This window comes from Luteibacter flocculans, assembly GCF_023612255.1.
GTDB classification, from domain to species: Bacteria; Pseudomonadota; Gammaproteobacteria; order Xanthomonadales; family Rhodanobacteraceae; genus Luteibacter; species Luteibacter flocculans.
Genome location: NZ_CP063231.1, coordinates 3,333,577 through 3,349,681 on the forward strand (window position 1 = coordinate 3,333,577; position 16,105 = coordinate 3,349,681).

The window sequence follows — 16,105 nt, forward strand, 5'->3', positions numbered from 1 at the left end:
CCGCAACGATCTTCACATCCCCCCCTCAATAGCGCGAAGCAGCACATCTTCCGAAAACGCCTTGAGCACGAACTCTTGCGACTGCGTCGATCGACGCTTCCATTCCTCGTCATCTGTCATCAAGATTGCGACAGCCTGAGAGAACCCGATGGCATCATCGCTCGAGAAAACAAAATCTTCCGCCTGAGCGAGCCCCTGCAGACCGGTGGAGGTCGTAACGAGGGGCAACCCATACCTCATTGCTTCGAGCACCTTCCCCTTCATCCCCCCACCGAACCGCAGAGGAGCAATCGCTACGCGTGAAGCACGATAAAGAGATGAAAGCACCTCATCGCTGACGAAGCCCGTCACGGTTACATCATCCGTCGCTAGAGACAGGACGTCCGGCGAAGGGTTTGATCCTGCCAGAGTCACTTTCACCCCAGGATGATACTGGCGTATGTGCGGCAGTACTTCCCGCACGAACCACATCGCGCCATCGACGTTCGGGGGATGCCCAAATCCTGCTACAAAGAGGATGCCGTCCCGCGAAACAAGATTATTGCTAATGTCCCTGGGTATATCTTGGTAGGCATAAAGGGGAATCGTTATCGCGTTGACGGAAAGACCACGCTCGTCAGCCCAACGCAACACAAATTCGGTTTCGAGAATGGAGGGGTAATAGACCGCATCCATACGCGTCCACAAAGACTCCTCCATCGACCGGAAACGACTCATCTCATCCCGGATGTGCTCAGCCGGACGCACCTTTAATTCTTCCGCCAGCCGCAAATGATGAATGTCGTGGCCGTAGTAAAGTCGCCGCGCCTTGCTATGCGCGGTTACGCTATCAATGAAATTGATGCTTACGTGGGGACGACTGAAAATGACCGCATCGATCAACCCCCCATTCTCCGTGATCCACCGATCGAACTGACCTACATATTCACCGCCATAGAGCACTTCTACACCAGCATCCTGCAACGAACGCGCATAGGCGGCGTCATGCCAGAGATTTTCGGGCCAGAACTTCACCGTGTAGCCATGCTTCACAAGAAGCATAAGTAATTGGTGTATCGCGCGCGATCCCGCATCCCTGTCCGGTTGTGGAATGTAATGATCGATGACGAGCACGACTTTCTTGAGTTGGCTGCGATCGCGTGCGAGGAACGGGCGATCGGCGTTGGCCAGATGGTCGCGTTCGAGAACGTCCTTCCAACGCTCGCGAAACTTCTTCTGGTTCTCGACCTGGTACGCCTTGATGCCCGTAGAGGTGTCGGTACCGTGCGAGACACCCTCGAAGTGAACCACGACGGACTTCGGCTCGAACACCACCTTCCGCCCGGCAGCACGAACCTTGAACGCCAGATCGGTGTCTTCGTAGTACGCAGGTAAATAAAGCTCGTCGAATCCGCCAAAGGACTCGAACAGACTCCGCTCGAGCAGGATCGACGCGCCCGAGATGTAATCGACCTCTCGCGTGTAATTGTAAATACTGCGCGAGGGATCATCGAGGCGACCGTAGTTCCACGCACTCGCATCCTTCCAGACGATACCGCCGGCTTCCTGCTGTCTTCCGTCAGGGTAGACCAGCTTCGACCCAACCATGCCGCAGTCCGGCCAGCGTTGCGCCGTTTCGACTAGCGCATCCAGCCAACCCTGTGTTACCTGTGTATCGTTGTTGAGGAGATAGATGTACTTGCCCCTCGCCTGCTTTGCCGCATGATTGCAGGAACGCAGAAAGCCAAGATTGGTCGGATTCTCGTAGTAGCGCAGCCCGGGCACGTTGGCCAATGCACCAATTTCTGGATCGCCCGATGCGTCCTCAGCGACGATGACCTCGATCGATGCTGACGGCAGATGCGCGTGGATCGATTTGATACAAGCGCCGGTATGGTCGAGGCGACCATAGGCCGGAATGATAATGCTTACGACTGGGTTCTCCACCGTCTCGAACGAGACGCCTGTCAGCAGTTCGTGTGCATCGATTCCGGTCGTACCAATGAGGTCCGGCGGCGGCGCTATGGTGACCGACCTGCGCATGAGAAACCGCTTTGCGGGCGCGCGGACGAATCCCAGCATCCGCGACTGCGTCCAGGACTTTCCGCGAAGCGACGCCGTCAATCCGTTCCAGTCACCCCGAAGAAGTCTCAAGCCGAAGCGCAGCGGTCGGGTAAGGCGCCACGATTGCGAGCGCACCAACAGGTCGAATTGAGCCGTGACCGCCGCAAGCTGCTGCTCCACCTCTCCGAGCCGTCGCCTTGCTGCGGCCAGCTCATCGGTCGCATGCGCCTCTCGTGCATGTGCTGCAGCACTCTCGGTCTTTGCTTGGGTCAGCTCGCTTTCCAACGCACGGTAGGGCTCGATGTGCATCTCGGTCGGGACGGTCTTTTCGCTTGCACCATCACTCCCCAGCGCGCGTCGAACACGCGCCAGTTCGCGCTCGAAGCCATGAGCGCGTTCGCGAGCCTCATTAAGCGATGCCTGCAAGACGTCATTCGCCTCTGCCAACTCGTGCACGCGCGCCTCAACGGCGCTCAGTTGCGCCCGCAGATCTTCCGCAGTGGCGGATTGAGCGCTCAAGGTACGCTCAAGCGTGGCCATATCGGCAGTAAGACGATCCGCACGACGCTTGGCCAAAGCGTAATTTCGGCGGAGAGTGGTCAGTTCGAGGAGATAGGCACCGAGCATGGCCGCCTCCAGATCGCCATCGTCTTCTGCGAGCTGCACCAAAGCGTCCAGGCGACTCATGGCTCCCTGGACCTGCTCATCAAGACCCTTTGCCCATGCCGCCACTTCCTCGTGTTCCCGCACGAGCTGGCTGTAACGCGAACGCAGGTCCAGAAGCTCCTTGTCCAGGCCATGGGCCCAGTCCGCTACCCGGGAGTGCTCGACAAGGAGGTCGTCGTGGTGACGTTGCAGACTGGCAAGATGGCCCTCCAGCTCACGTGCCTCGAAGCGTGCCGGAGATAGAGCGCCTTCGTGCTGGCTCGCGGTGGAAAGAGGCAGACGCGATGCACGGAACGATTCGAGCGACAACGCCGGCTCTCGGTTGGACACGGCGAATTGGAATCGACGTTCCATCTCGAGGTACCGCTCTATGTCGGTATCGAGGAGAAGCAAGTCGGCACCGCATTGGCGCATCGCACCGGCAATGAACTGCCCAACCTCGCCGTGCTCCGGATCGTACGGACGGGCCACGGAGACACACCCGCCGACGATTTCCAGGAGACCACGAAACGCGATGTAGCCCAGTGGAAGCTGCTGAGCGGCCCGCCACTCCAGATCGATGAAGCGGGGGTCGCCGTTGGCATCCTGTACGAGATTGTGCGGCACCAAATCGATGGCTTCGCCAGGGAGCATGATCTCAGCGCTATAGGACGAACGCTGGAGCGTCTCCAGATCGAGACCCACGTGCAAAGCGACGGCATCGAGCCACCGCCGCGTCCAGGCGCCCACGTCTTCGATGCGCCAGCCGTCGTACTGCAACAGTTCGTAGAGATCGGTGCTGATCGATCGGCCATGAACATAGGCCTCGTCAGCTGGTCGGCATTCAAATCCGCGGTTGGTACGGCTGGAAGCGTCTACGAGAAATCGACGACGCACCCGGCACCCGCGCTCGCTGTATTCGAAAGCCGCCTGCTTGGCGAACTGAGGCGCACGCTCCGTCGAGAAGTGATAAGCGGAAACGTGTGTATTGGCGTGACCGAATGGCGCCACCATGGGCGCCGTGTGTGCCACGACCAGGAAGGAATTGCTCACGTCGGTCAGCAGATTGTTCTGCGCAACAACATGCCAGGCACGATCCAGAGCGAACAAGGGCGGATGACCGATCTGCGGATCCTTCGTCACCGCTGCAGCTGCCAAGGCGGAGCCACCGTCGAACCCGGGCATGGCGTCGTCGCCACGCGCCAGAAGCACGGACGTCGGTAGCTTGTAGTCGGGGAACGGCAGGGCGAACGCCGCATCCGCAAATCCGGCGTCCTGCAGCATAGCCGTCAGGGCTGCGCGGCCGTAAGTCCGCGCGCCACTCGTACCGTACAGGTCGGCCAGCCCGAGCATCGGCCGCCCCAGATGATCTTCCGGTGCACCCGCAAAGTACTTGAGCCCGAGTTGGTTCTCGATGGCAACGAGCAGCACACCACCAGGCTTCAAAAAGCTTCGCGCGCATTGCAACCAATGAGCAGCCGCATCGGGCCGCTTGGCAAAGCGCTCGGCATACTCGAGCACGCCGATAAGCGTGACGACGTCGAATTTTTCCGACGTCTGGAAAGCTTCGAGGTTGTCGACGACGACGCTTACGCTGGACAGATCCTCACAACGCTTGGCAGCCACGCGTGCACGGCGAGGTGACGGCTCAATGGCTGTCACGCTACGAGCTGTCTCGCCAAGATAGCGCGTGATGGCACCGCAACCAGCACCAATTTCAAGCACACTGCCGCGCAGCATTTCTTCGAGCGGACGAAGCAGATTGGCCCGCCGGGAGCTGAAGTAGTAGCGAGTCGGCCAGTCGGTGATCTTGCCCGCGAGCTCTGCAGAAAGAACCGAACGGTCGGAACACTCTGCTATCAGGCGATATAGATTTTCCTCGACGGCTTCGCCATCGGAGTACGCCCATTCATGAACGGTATCGCGACGGAGCCAGCACAGAGCTTCGCCGTCGTAGCGATACGCGGCAAGCGCAGGATTTGATGAGTTGGTCATAGGAATTCCAGTCTGGCGCCCAGGTCCGCGAGGCCAACGAACGGCGTGTCGGGTTCCACGCACAGATGAATCGAGTCGTAGCGGCGGTCATGTGGGACCGCCTCGCCGGAGCCGTCGCGGCTCGCGATACCGACAGATAGGAAATAGTCGCCCGGCGCGCACTTCAACCGGAACTGACACAGTGCAATACCAGAGCGGCCGGCCTCGCCCGGTGGGAACGCCTGGTCCATCAGGGCCATTTCGGTGTTCGTACCGTAGACCGTCAGGCCCTCCTTGGTTTTCAGCGTGACGCCAAGGATAGGGCGGAGAATGCCCGACCGGAAGCGATAACGGACGTACAAGGCCAGCTCTTCCCCGGAGCGAAAAACCGCAGGAAAAGCCTGGTCACCTGCAAATACGGCGAAGTCCATGATCTCCGCGCCTCCGTCGCCCCACCGGTGCTCGTAGGGGTTGTACGCAGGCCGGCTTTCGAACATAGGTTCGTGACGCTCGCCGAACTGCGGATCGAAATGCTCGAGTTGGTCATTGACGGTCGCGTCGCCCGCATGCTCCCCCTCGCGAATCGGCGGCGTGATGCGCTGACGACCGTACAGGAGATCGAGATAGCGATTCACCACGGGCCGCGGATCGCCATCGTCAAGCTTCTGGCCCTGATCGATGAGTACGGCTCGATCGCAGTGCGTCACGACCTGCTCTGTAGAGTGCGTTACGAGCAGGATCGATGTTCCCCGCTCACGAAGCGTCTTCAGTCGTGCAAAGCACTTCGCCTGGAAGCGCGCGTCGCCGACAGCCAGAGCCTCGTCGACGATGAGTACGTCAGGATCGATTTGTGCCTGTACCGCGAATGCCAGTCGGACGGTCATGCCGCTTGAATAGGTCTTGACCGGTTGATTGACGAAATCTCCGATGTCCGCGAACGAGAGAATATCGTCGAGCCGGGCATCCACGTCTTCGCGGGAGAGGCCAAGCAGCGACGCGTTGAGATAGACATTCTCGATGCCGGTGAACTCGGGGTTGAACCCCGAGCCGAGTTCCAGCAAGGCGGCAACCCGCCCGTCGACGGAGGCAACACCTTCGGTAGGTGAGACGGTGCCAGCGATGATTTGCAGAAGAGTGGACTTGCCGGAGCCATTTCGCCCGATGAGCGCGACGCACTCACCGCGGCGCACGTGCAGGGATACCCCATGCAACGCCCAGAACTCGCGGAAGTAACGCACCTCGTCGCCCGGCAGGATACGACGTATGCCTGATGCCAGCATCTGCTTCAGCCGATCGGAAGGCTTCGCGTAGATCTCGTAGCGCTTGCTGACGCCCTGGACATCGATGACGATCTCTTCAGATGACATCGGCGAATCCCTTGCGCGTCGCATTGAATACCAACCAACCAAACCACGCCACGATCAACGAGGACGCCAGGTACGCCAGCGATGCGGCCATGTCCGGCAAGTGTCCCCACAGCACGAGATCACGCGCAGCTTCGACGATGTAGGTGAGCGGGTTGAGCGACAACAGCCAACGATACTGCCCAGGAAGACTACTGCGCGGATAGAAAATCGGCGCGAGAAAGACAAGGGATGTAGTCAATACCTGCATGATCTGCTGGGTATCGCGAAAATACACGCCAAGCGCCGAAAACAGCCAGGTCACACCCGCCACCATCGGCAGGAACATCAGCAGAAGCAGTGGAAACAGCGCGGCCGTCGGGGCCACCGCCGTACCCGTAGCGAGCAGCGCCGCCACCAGCACCAACGTACTGATGAGCGCATGAAACAACCCCGTTCCAACCGTCACCCATGACAGGGTCTCGAGTGGAAAGATGACCTTCTTCACGTAGTTCGGATTGGCCGTGATGAGAACAGGCGCGCGATTCAAGCACTCAGAAAAGAAATTACTGATGATGAGACCGATAAAGAGAATGATCGCGAAATTGACATTGCCGGACTCGACTGCTGTCCAACGCGATTTGAAGATGTAACCGAATACGAACGAATAGATCGCCAGCATCAACAGCGGGTTCAAAAAGGCCCATAACATGCCGCCCATCGAACCGCGATACCTACCGGAAACATCGCGCCTGCACAGTTCCCAGATCAGCCGGGCATTCCGGAACAGCGACACATACGGCCCGAATGGGTGTAGGGGGATGCGCAGCGCAGCCGCCCTTACTGGAAGACCCGTCATGCCAGGACGGACTCGAGTTCGCCGCGCAGATCGGCGAGATCTTCCACGCCGACCGAGAGCCTGATCAGGCCGTCCGAGATGCCGAGCTTCTTCCGCGTTGCAGGCGGAATCGACGCATGGGTCATGATTCCCGGGTGCTCGATGAGGCTCTCCACGCCACCAAGCGACTCGGCGAGGGCGAAGAGTTCGCACCGTTCGAGCACCCGCTTTGCCCGAGTCTTTCCGCCCTTGACCTCGACGGAGATGATGCCGCCGAAACCGTCCATCTGCTTGCGGGCCAGCGCGTGCTGTGGATGACTGTGCAGACCAGGATAGATGACACGTTCCACAGCCTTGTGCTTCTCCAGCCACGAGGCCAGCGCGAGAGCGCTCTCGCAATGCTGACGCATGCGCAAGTGTAGGGTTTTCAGGCCGCGCATCGCGAGGAACGCATCGAACGGCCCCGCCACGGCGCCGATGGAGTTCTGCAGGAACGCCATCTGCTCGGCCAAGGCCTCGTTCGCCGCAACCACGACGCCGCCAACGATGTCCGAATGACCATTCAGATACTTGGTGGCGGAATGCAGCACCAGGTCAGCCCCGTACTCGATGGGGCGCTGCAACATTGGCGAGCAGAACGTATTGTCCACGACGAGGATGAGGCCGTGCTTCTTCGCGAACGCCGACACCTTCGCGAGATCGACCAGTTGCAGCATCGGATTCGTCGGCGTTTCCGCCCAGATCATCCGCGTGTTCGGCTTCAGCGCCGCACGCAAGGCGGCAGGGTCGTTCAGATCGATGAAATCGAACTCGAGGTTGGCGGTGCGGCGGCGCACCCGTTCGAACAGGCGATAGGTGCCGCCATATAGATCGTTCATGGCGATCACATGGCTGCCGGCGTCGAGCAGTTCGAGAGTGGTCGATGCAGCGGCCAAGCCGGAAGCGAACGCAAAGCCCGCCACGCCGCCTTCCAGCGACGCGACACACGCCTCGTAAGCCATGCGCGTTGGATTTTGCGTGCGGGAATATTCGAAGCCCTGGTGCTTGCCCGGGCTTGCCTGAACGTATGTCGACGTCGCGTAAATGGGCGTCATGATGGCGCCAGTAGAGGGGTCAGGCGTCTGACCCGCATGGATTGCACGAGTACCAAGTCCATGGGCGGGACGAGCGTTCTTTACGTAACCGTTTGTCTTCACAGGACTTTATCTCTTGGATTCATGGGCCGTTTAAGCGCAACCCCTCGCAAACGGCGGTACATATTACACTTGGCGCCTATAACGCTGCGGGTATTACAGCCACGGTGCGCCTGGAGCGTCTCTGGCATGAATAAACGCGGTCGGAGGCGGTTTTCAGCGACCGCGACGCGCAAATATGGACGACAAGAGGCTCTATGAAAACACTGTTGGTAACGGGCGGTGCTGGCTTTATCGGCGCCAATTTCGTACTTCAGGCCGTTGCCGACGGGCTGCGGGTCGTGAACCTCGACAAGCTGACCTATGCGGGCAATCTGGGCACGCTCTCAACGCTCGAGGGCAACAGTGCACACGTCTTCGTCCAGGGCGACATCGGCGACCGCCCCCTGGTTCAGCGCCTGCTGGCTGAACATCGCCCGGACGCCATCGTTAATTTTGCGGCGGAGTCGCATGTCGACCGCTCCATCGATGGACCCGCTGCCTTCGTTGAGACGAATGTCGTTGGCACCCTCGGGCTGCTCGAAGAAGCGCGTGATTTCTGGCGCGCGCTCGAAGGCACCGCCAACAGCTTCCGTTTCCTGCACGTATCGACCGACGAGGTGTACGGCTCTCTCGGCGCGGACGGCAAGTTCACCGAAACGACGCCCTACGCACCTAACTCACCCTACTCCGCGAGCAAAGCGGCATCCGACCACCTTGTGCGCGCCTTCCACCATACGTATGGTCTGCCTGTCCTCACGACGAACTGCTCGAACAATTACGGTCCGTTCCAGTTCCCCGAAAAGCTCATACCTCTGACCATCCAGAAGGCGCTCAAGGGTGAGGCTCTTCCTGTCTATGGTGATGGCAAGAACATCCGTGACTGGCTGTACGTTGGCGACCATTGCTCGGCTATTCGTCGGGTGCTGGACGGCGGCCGCATCGGTGAGACCTACAACGTCGGGGGCAACGCGGAGCGTGAGAACATCCACGTCGTCAAAGCCATTTGCCGCATTCTCGACCAGCGCCAGCCTCTTTCCTCAGGTGAGCCGCGCGAGTCGTTGATCACCTTCGTGCGCGACCGACCGGGGCACGACCGCCGTTACGCTATCGATGCCACCAAGCTCGAAAGCGAACTGGGCTGGTCGCCGACGCAGACGTTCGAATCGGGCATCGAGGCGACGGTCAACTGGTACCTTGATAATCAGTCCTGGGTTGCGTCCATTCTTGACGGTAGCTACCGCATGGAGCGACTCGGCGCATGACCACCAAGGGCATCATCCTCGCCGGCGGCTCCGGCACCCGGCTGTATCCGATCACCCAGGCAGTCAGCAAGCAACTGCTGCCGGTGTATGACAAGCCAATGATCTACTACCCGCTGGCCACCTTGATGCTGGCGGGCATACGCGATGTCCTCATCATCAACACCCCGCACGAACAAGCGTTGTTTCAGCGCCTGCTCGGCGACGGTTCGCAATGGGGAATAAACATCTCTTACGCCGTACAGCCTTCGCCGGATGGACTGGCGCAAGCGTTTCTGATCGGCCGGGATTTTGTTGCAGGTCAGCCCAGCTGCCTCGTTCTCGGCGATAACATCTTCTACGGTGTCGGCCTGACGGAGCGGCTGAAGCGTGCGGCTGCCCGCTCGCACGGCGCCACGGTATTCGGGTACTGGGTAAAGGATCCGGAGCGCTATGGCGTGGCAGAGTTCGATAGCGAGGGACGCGTCGTCGGCCTGGAAGAGAAGCCGGCACAGCCAAGGTCCAACTACGCCGTCACCGGCCTTTACTTCTACGACAAGCGCGCCTGCGATTTCGCTGCCGAATTGAAACCTTCGCCGCGCGGCGAGCTTGAGATTACCGATCTCAATCGCTGCTACCTCGACGACGGTTCCCTGATGCTCGAGCAATTGGGGCGCGGATACGCGTGGCTGGACACGGGCACCCACACGTCGTTGATGGAAGCCGGCAACTACATCGAGACGATCGAAAACCGCCAGGGCCTGAAGGTCTGCTGCCCCGAAGAAATCGCGTTCAACCATAAGTGGATCGACGCCGAACAGGTTCTCAAACTCGCAAAGCCGCTGGCCAAGACGGGATATGGCGAATATCTGCACAGCCTCATCGGGCACGGTTTGGTTAAATGAAATCGACTCCGACGTCCCTCCCCGGCGTACTCGTCATCGAACCGAAGGTTTTCGGCGATTCGCGCGGATTCTTCTACGAAAGCTACAACGAGAAGGTCTTCCGAGAACTGGGCATCGAGCGCCGCTTCGTGCAGTCGAACGTATCCCGGTCGTCGCGAGGCGTCTTGCGCGGACTCCATTACCAGTGGCCGCGCCCCCAGGGCAAATTGGTCAGCGTGCTCGAGGGCGAGGTGTATGACGTCGCGGTGGACATCCGCACCGGCTCACCCACCTTTGGGCAATGGACAGCGACCATGCTTACCGCCGAAAACCATCGCCATTTCTGGATTCCGGAGGGGTTTGCGCATGGCTTCTGCGTCGTTTCCGACTACGCTACGTTCTCTTACCAGTGCACCGAACTTTACGAGCCCAGCGCCGACGCAGGCATTCGCTGGAATGATCCGGCACTTGGCATCGACTGGCCGGTCAGCGAACCCACCCTTTCGAACAAGGACATGAACGCCCCGCTGCTGGCTGACGTGCCGGCGGAGCGGCTACCGGAGTTCGCTGATTGAAGATTCTGCTACTCGGAGCCAATGGTCAGCTTGGCCAAGCCTTCCTCGCCGACAGCAACCTCGCTGAGCGTGGCACGCTGTTGGCGGCAAGCCGCAATGGCCAGCTTACCGACGGCCGGGCGGGCGTGGTGGCGGACCTGTCGACACCCGGGTCGCTGACTCAGATCCTCGACACCGAGCAGCCGGCTATCATCATCAACGCCGCAGCGTACACGGCCGTGGACAAGGCCGAACAGGACGAAGCGGCGGCCCACCGCATCAATGCCGAAGCGCTTGGCATCATTGGCGCATGGGCGGCGAAAAACCAGGCACTGGTGGTCCATTATTCGACCGACTACGTCTTCGACGGTCGCGGCACCACGCCCTATACCGAGGATGCCGTCACCGGCCCGGTGGGCGCCTACGGCCGCAGCAAGTTGGCCGGGGAGGAGGCACTCCGCCTGAGCGGCGCGCCGCACTACATCTTCCGGACAGCCTGGGTCTACTCGGCAGTGGGGCGGAATTTTCTTCGCACGATGCTCAGACTCGGCGCCGAACGTGACGAGTTGCGCGTCGTGGCGGACCAATACGGTACGCCCACCCATACCGCCCTGATCGTCGCTGCATCGGTTGTCGCTGTCGACGCCTGGCTTTCCGCGGGCCCTACCGATCGGGCACGTTTGCAGGGGACGTATCACGTCACAGCCAAGGGCGAAACGACCTGGCACGGCTTCGCCGATTACCTGCTGCGCGGTGCCGCGGTGCGCGGCCTGATCAAGCGGGCGCCGATCGTGACACCGATCGCCACGAACGAATTCCCAACGCCGGCCGAACGTCCCGCATATTCCGTACTGGACACGGCACGCTTCGAAAGCACGTTCGACTTCGCTTTTCCGATCTGGACCGCCGGCGTGGATGACGTACTCACCTATCTATCCGAACACGTGGAATAACCACCATGCTCATTCCCCTCATTCTGAGCGGCGGCAGCGGTACGCGCCTTTGGCCGATCTCCCGTCGTAACCTGCCCAAGCAATTCCTGGCACTGACGGGAGAGGGGACGCTCTTCCAGCAGACGATTCAACGCGCCCGCGGCCTCCCGGATACGGGAGCGCCCATCGTCGTGGCGAGCGATGACCATCGATTCCTCGCCGCCGAGCAATTGCAGGAAATCCAGGTGGAGGGTGCAAGCATCCTCCTCGAACCTACGGCGCGAAATACCGCGCCCGCCATTGCGGTCGGCGCTTTGCGTGCATTGGAGAAATCGCCGGACGCACTCATTCTGGTCTTGCCTGCGGACCATTTGATCGGAGACAACGCGTCGTTCTCCGAAGCAGTCGCTCAGGCCCGCCCTCTTGCAGAGCAAGGCTGGCTCGTCACGTTCGGTATCCGCCCCGAGCGCGCGGAGACCGGCTTTGGCTATATCCAGCGCGGCGACAGCATCGACTCGTTCGGGTTCAAGGTCAGCCAGTTCGTCGAAAAGCCCGAGCTCGAAGTAGCTCAAAGCTACTTGGCCAGCGGCAAGTACGACTGGAATTCGGGCATGTTCCTATTCCTGGCTTCCCGCTACCTGGATGAGCTCGCACAGCATGCGCCATCGATGCTCGAGGCGGCCAAGGCGGCTTACACAAAGGCCAATGTCGACCTTGACTTCGTGCGCCTCGACAGCGATTCGTTCGCCAGCTCGCCCAGCGATTCCATCGATTATGCGGTGATGGAAAAAACCGCGCGCGCTGCGGTCGTTCCCGTCAGTTGCGAGTGGAGCGACATCGGTTCGTGGGATGCTCTGTGGATGGCTGCCGCCAAGGATGAGCATGGCAATCACAGCGAAGGCGACGTCATTGCCATCAACACGACCGGATCATTGATCCATGCTCATGCGAGGCACGTGGTTGCGACGGTGGGTCTCGACGACGTCATCGTAGTCACTACGCCCGACGCGACCCTTGTGGCCAAGCGAGATGCGGCTCAGGACGTAAAGCTGGTCGTTGAGGAACTGAAGAAAGCAGGTCGGACTGAGCATGATCTGCACCGCGTGGTTCGCCGCCCCTGGGGCATGTACGACTCCCTGGAGAACGGCGAACGCTTTCAGGTGAAGCGCATCGTGGTGAAGCCCGGAGCCGCCCTGAGCCTGCAGATGCATCACCATCGGGCCGAGCACTGGATTGTCGTGAAAGGCGTGGCCGAGGTCACGTGCGACGACAAGGTGTTTCTGCTGGCCGAGAACCAGAGCACCTACCTCCCGCTCGGGAGCAAACACCGCCTGCGCAACCCGGGCAAGGTGCCGGTCGAACTCATCGAAGTGCAGTCCGGCAGCTACCTGGGTGAGGATGACATCGTGCGGTTCGACGACGTGTACGGGCGCGCTGGTACCGTCGGGTGAACAACCGCCGCCTCGGCGGCGGTCATCCCTTTCAACAAAATCTTCGGATCATCGTCAGCCGGCGATGATCCGTGACAACTCGTCAGTGCGCATCTGCATCAGCGACCGATCATGGCGCGCTTCCACGTTTAGGCGCAGCAGCGGTTCCGTATTTGATGAGCGTAGGTTGAAGCGCCATGTACCAAAATCGGCGCTCACGCCATCGACATGATCGAGCGATGGTGAATCATTGCGGTAATACGCCAGCACCCTAGCCACCGCAGCCTTTGCGTCATCGACGACAAAATTGATTTCACCACTGCACGGATATGCTGCCATGCGCTCCGCGAGCATGTCGGCAAGGCTGATGCCCGTCTTTGACAGACGTTCGGCAATGAGCAACCAGGGGATCATGCCGGAGTCGCAGTATGCGAACTCGCGGAAGTAATGGTGTGCGCTCATCTCGCCGCCATAAATGGCGTCTTCCGCTCGCATGCGCTCCTTGATGAAGGCATGGCCGGTCTTGCTCTCGATAGGAATGCCGCCAGCATGCTTCACCATATCGATGGTGTTCCACGTAAGGCGCGGGTCGTGGATGATCTTGGAGCCAGGATGTTTTTCGAGAAGCTGTGCTGCCAGAAGGCCCACGATGTAATAGCCCTCGATGAACTCACCCTCCGCGTCGAAGAGGAAGCACCGATCGAAGTCGCCATCCCAGGCAATACCGAAGTCGGCCCCGTGACGTCGGACGGCGTCAGCCGTAGCCGAACGGTTTTCGGGCAACAACGGATTGGGAATGCCGTTAGGGAAGCTGCCATCGGGCTCATGATTGATGCGCACGAACTCCAACGGGAGGTGCGCCTCAAGCAGGTCGACGATCTTCCCGGCGCCGCCATTACCTGCGTTTACGACGATTTTCAGCGAGCGAAACGAAGCCGCATCGACATAGCCAAGGAGATGCTCGATGTAAGCGGACTTGTCATGCTCGCTCAGCACCCTGCCCTTCTGACTGGCAACGGGACCGAAGTCGTTCTCTTCGACCATCCGCTCGATATCTCGCAGGCCCGTGTCGCCGCTGATCGGGCGCGCACCCTCGCGGACCAGCTTCATGCCGTTGTAATCGATGGGATTATGACTGGCTGTAACCATGACACCGCCGGCCACCTTCCTATGGAACGTCTGAAAATAGACCTCCTCGGTACCACAGAGCCCGATGTCGATAACGTCGCGACCCTCGTCACACAGGCCGCGTGCGACGGCCTCGGCGAAGGCCGGACTGTCGCGCCGAATGTCGTACCCCACAACAACGGCGCCCTCGCCTACTGCGCGAGCGAACGCCCTGCCGAGCCGATACGCGACATCCTCATTCAATTCGTCTGGCACACGGCCACGAATGTCGTAGGCTTTGAAACACTTCATGGAAGATCATCCGGCGGATTCAACGGCTTATTCTCTACGGACGGCTTGGCATCCTCAAGGCGAGACGCATTCACGGCGAAAACACCACGAAGCCAGTGGAACACGGCAATACCGTCTCTCGCCGCGAAAGTGCGGTGTTCAATCACCCGCAATCCGCTGGCCTGCAGGGTGCTACGAAAGCGCTGCTCGTCGCTCGCATTCCAGTAAACGAGGCGGATCTCGGTGACACCGTCCCGCTTCATGCGCTCCATGGTCCGGGCTTCCGCATCAACGCCGTACCGGACGCGGTTTTCGGTCAAGAAGCAGAACGAAGTGAAGAACCCCCAATCGGGAAAGAGGTACGCGACGTTCGCTGGTACCGATCGCGCCTCGACAGCTAGCTGGGTAAGCGCCTCGGTGCTGCGCCCCCGGCCGCCCGTCTTGACCAGCGATTCATGGAACCCTGTCTGCTGGAAGAGATTTCCCCCGAGTACGACCAGGGCCACCACGGCAAGCGTAACGTTTTCGACACGCCCATCCACGCGCGTAAAGGCATACCGCAAGCACTGGGCGAGCACCAGCACCGGGAGCAAGTAGACAAACGGCACCAGGACGCTGAAATGATGCGACCAAAGCCTCGGACCAAACAGCGAGGCCACGGCGAAGAAGGACACCGGCATAAAGGCCAGCACGGCGTATGGCACACCCGGTCGTCCCCGAAGCCTCTCAATCCCCCCGAACGACAAAAGACCCAATGCACCGCCGGCGAGCCACCAGACTTTCGAGGCACTCCAGACGCTGGGAAGCGGCTGGGCGAAGATCATCACTTCGTTGCCAGCATCGCTCGCAGCCAGGCGTACAAGATCCCACGCGTAGTAGAGATGATTGCCCGACGCTCCGCTGGTGTCGAAGGGCTTCAATTGCCCCAGCATCCCACGAATGAACTCGAGCGTCGGCTCCAGCCCGTGCTTCTTCGCCAGAAGCGACAGGAACCCCAGTGCGAACGGGGAGACGCCCACCAGCGCCCCCACGATCCACTGCCCCCATTGGCGCCGAGGCACCCACATCGCCACGAGGACCACCATCGCCGGCGCAAAGAACGCCAGTACGAAATAGCCGTAACTCGCAAGGCCGAAGAACACGCCCGACCAGAACACCCGTCGCTTGACGATCCAGGACTCACGCTCCGCTGGCAGCGCAAGCAGCAGCGAGACGAACAGCCATGCCGCACCGCCGAGCACGATGTAGAACTGCGTACGGAACGAGGCAGTGAACGCGAGTTCTGTCGCAAGCCCCACGCTGGCGAGCAAGGCCAAGGGGATGGACGCTGTAAGACGCCGGGTCAGGTGATACAGCGCAATCAGGAGGATGACGCCGAAGACCGCCTGCTCCAGGCGCAGCGACGTCACGCTGAAGCCGGCTATGGCGAAGAACGGAACACCGAGGTAGGCGTTCTGCAGCCCATGATAGAAGCTGCCGAGGATAGGAAAGATCTTCGAGGGGATGCCTGCACCGGGATTATGTCCACGGTGCAGCCATTGCGCGGCAAGGAAGTCCGGGTTTGCCGCATCCATGTAAATACCCGGCAGGTCGGAATGGACCAGCACGAGGGCGATGAAGACGATGACCGGCAACGTCCAGGCCAATCGCT

11 protein-coding genes are annotated in these 16,105 nt (G+C 60.4%); 5 read left to right on the forward strand and 6 right to left on the reverse strand.

Going from position 1 to position 16,105, the window contains the following annotated elements; all coding sequences use genetic code 11:
- Positions 1-12: 12 nt before the first annotated feature.
- From IM816_RS14510 to IM816_RS14525, 4 genes are read right to left on the reverse strand one after another with little or no spacing between them, the layout of a single operon-like run.
- A complete protein-coding gene (locus IM816_RS14510) occupies positions 13-4,683 on the reverse strand; it encodes a glycosyltransferase (RefSeq protein WP_250338619.1) in 4,671 nt (1,556 codons plus the stop codon).
- A complete protein-coding gene (locus IM816_RS14515) occupies positions 4,680-6,029 on the reverse strand; it encodes an ABC transporter ATP-binding protein (protein ID WP_250338620.1) in 1,350 nt (449 codons plus the stop codon). Before IM816_RS14515 ends, IM816_RS14510 begins: the two co-directional genes overlap by 4 nt.
- Positions 6,019-6,864, reverse strand: coding sequence for an ABC transporter permease (locus IM816_RS14520; RefSeq protein ID WP_250338621.1), 846 nt, complete (start codon positions 6,862-6,864; stop codon positions 6,019-6,021). Before IM816_RS14520 ends, IM816_RS14515 begins: the two co-directional genes overlap by 11 nt.
- Positions 6,861-8,039, reverse strand: coding sequence for a trans-sulfuration enzyme family protein (locus IM816_RS14525; RefSeq protein WP_256470183.1), 1,179 nt, complete (start codon positions 8,037-8,039; stop codon positions 6,861-6,863). Before IM816_RS14525 ends, IM816_RS14520 begins: the two co-directional genes overlap by 4 nt.
- A gap of 194 nt (positions 8,040-8,233) precedes the next feature.
- On the opposite strand from IM816_RS14525, the gene rfbB reads away from it, so the two are divergent.
- Genes rfbB through IM816_RS14550 form a run of 5 tightly spaced genes read left to right on the forward strand, consistent with a single transcriptional unit; the run spans position 8,234 to position 13,077 of the window.
- Complete coding sequence (gene rfbB / locus IM816_RS14530; RefSeq protein WP_250338623.1) at positions 8,234-9,280, forward strand: dTDP-glucose 4,6-dehydratase; 1,047 nt, start codon at positions 8,234-8,236, stop codon at positions 9,278-9,280.
- Positions 9,277-10,161, forward strand: coding sequence for a glucose-1-phosphate thymidylyltransferase RfbA (rfbA, locus tag IM816_RS14535; protein WP_250338624.1), 885 nt, complete (start codon positions 9,277-9,279; stop codon positions 10,159-10,161). Before rfbB ends, rfbA begins: the two co-directional genes overlap by 4 nt.
- A complete protein-coding gene (rfbC, locus tag IM816_RS14540; RefSeq protein WP_250338625.1) occupies positions 10,158-10,715 on the forward strand; it encodes a dTDP-4-dehydrorhamnose 3,5-epimerase in 558 nt (185 codons plus the stop codon). The genes rfbA and rfbC overlap by 4 nt, the downstream gene beginning before the upstream one ends.
- Positions 10,712-11,647: a dTDP-4-dehydrorhamnose reductase gene (rfbD, locus tag IM816_RS14545; RefSeq protein WP_250338626.1), complete on the forward strand. Its 936-nt coding sequence runs from the start codon at positions 10,712-10,714 to the stop codon at positions 11,645-11,647. The genes rfbC and rfbD overlap by 4 nt, the downstream gene beginning before the upstream one ends.
- Before the next feature lie 5 nt (positions 11,648-11,652).
- Positions 11,653-13,077 (forward strand): mannose-1-phosphate guanylyltransferase/mannose-6-phosphate isomerase, encoded by a 1,425-nt coding sequence (locus tag IM816_RS14550; protein ID WP_250338627.1) that lies wholly within the window; start codon positions 11,653-11,655, stop codon positions 13,075-13,077.
- Positions 13,078-13,131: 54 nt separating this feature from the next.
- Here the strand turns inward: IM816_RS14550 and IM816_RS14555 are convergent, their stop codons facing one another.
- Both IM816_RS14555 and IM816_RS14560 read right to left on the reverse strand, forming a co-directional pair.
- Positions 13,132-14,475, reverse strand: coding sequence for a phosphohexomutase domain-containing protein (locus IM816_RS14555; protein WP_250338628.1), 1,344 nt, complete (start codon positions 14,473-14,475; stop codon positions 13,132-13,134).
- A complete protein-coding gene (locus IM816_RS14560; protein ID WP_250338629.1) occupies positions 14,472-16,100 on the reverse strand; it encodes a glycosyltransferase family 39 protein in 1,629 nt (542 codons plus the stop codon). Before IM816_RS14560 ends, IM816_RS14555 begins: the two co-directional genes overlap by 4 nt.
- Positions 16,101-16,105: the final 5 nt, after the last annotated feature.

Excerpts from the sequence above, each read along its gene's own strand:
- IM816_RS14510 (WP_250338619.1), bottom strand. The coding sequence starts at position 4,683 with ATGACCAACTCATCAAATCCTGCGCTTGCCGCGTATCGCTACGACGGC.
- IM816_RS14515 (WP_250338620.1), bottom strand. The coding sequence starts at position 6,029 with ATGTCATCTGAAGAGATCGTCATCGATGTCCAGGGCGTCAGCAAGCGC.
- IM816_RS14520 (WP_250338621.1), bottom strand. The coding sequence starts at position 6,864 with ATGACGGGTCTTCCAGTAAGGGCGGCTGCGCTGCGCATCCCCCTACAC.
- rfbB (WP_250338623.1), top strand. The coding sequence starts at position 8,234 with ATGAAAACACTGTTGGTAACGGGCGGTGCTGGCTTTATCGGCGCCAAT.
- rfbA (WP_250338624.1), top strand. The coding sequence starts at position 9,277 with ATGACCACCAAGGGCATCATCCTCGCCGGCGGCTCCGGCACCCGGCTG.
- rfbC (WP_250338625.1), top strand. The coding sequence starts at position 10,158 with ATGAAATCGACTCCGACGTCCCTCCCCGGCGTACTCGTCATCGAACCG.
- IM816_RS14550 (WP_250338627.1), top strand. The coding sequence starts at position 11,653 with ATGCTCATTCCCCTCATTCTGAGCGGCGGCAGCGGTACGCGCCTTTGG.
- IM816_RS14555 (WP_250338628.1), bottom strand. The coding sequence starts at position 14,475 with ATGAAGTGTTTCAAAGCCTACGACATTCGTGGCCGTGTGCCAGACGAA.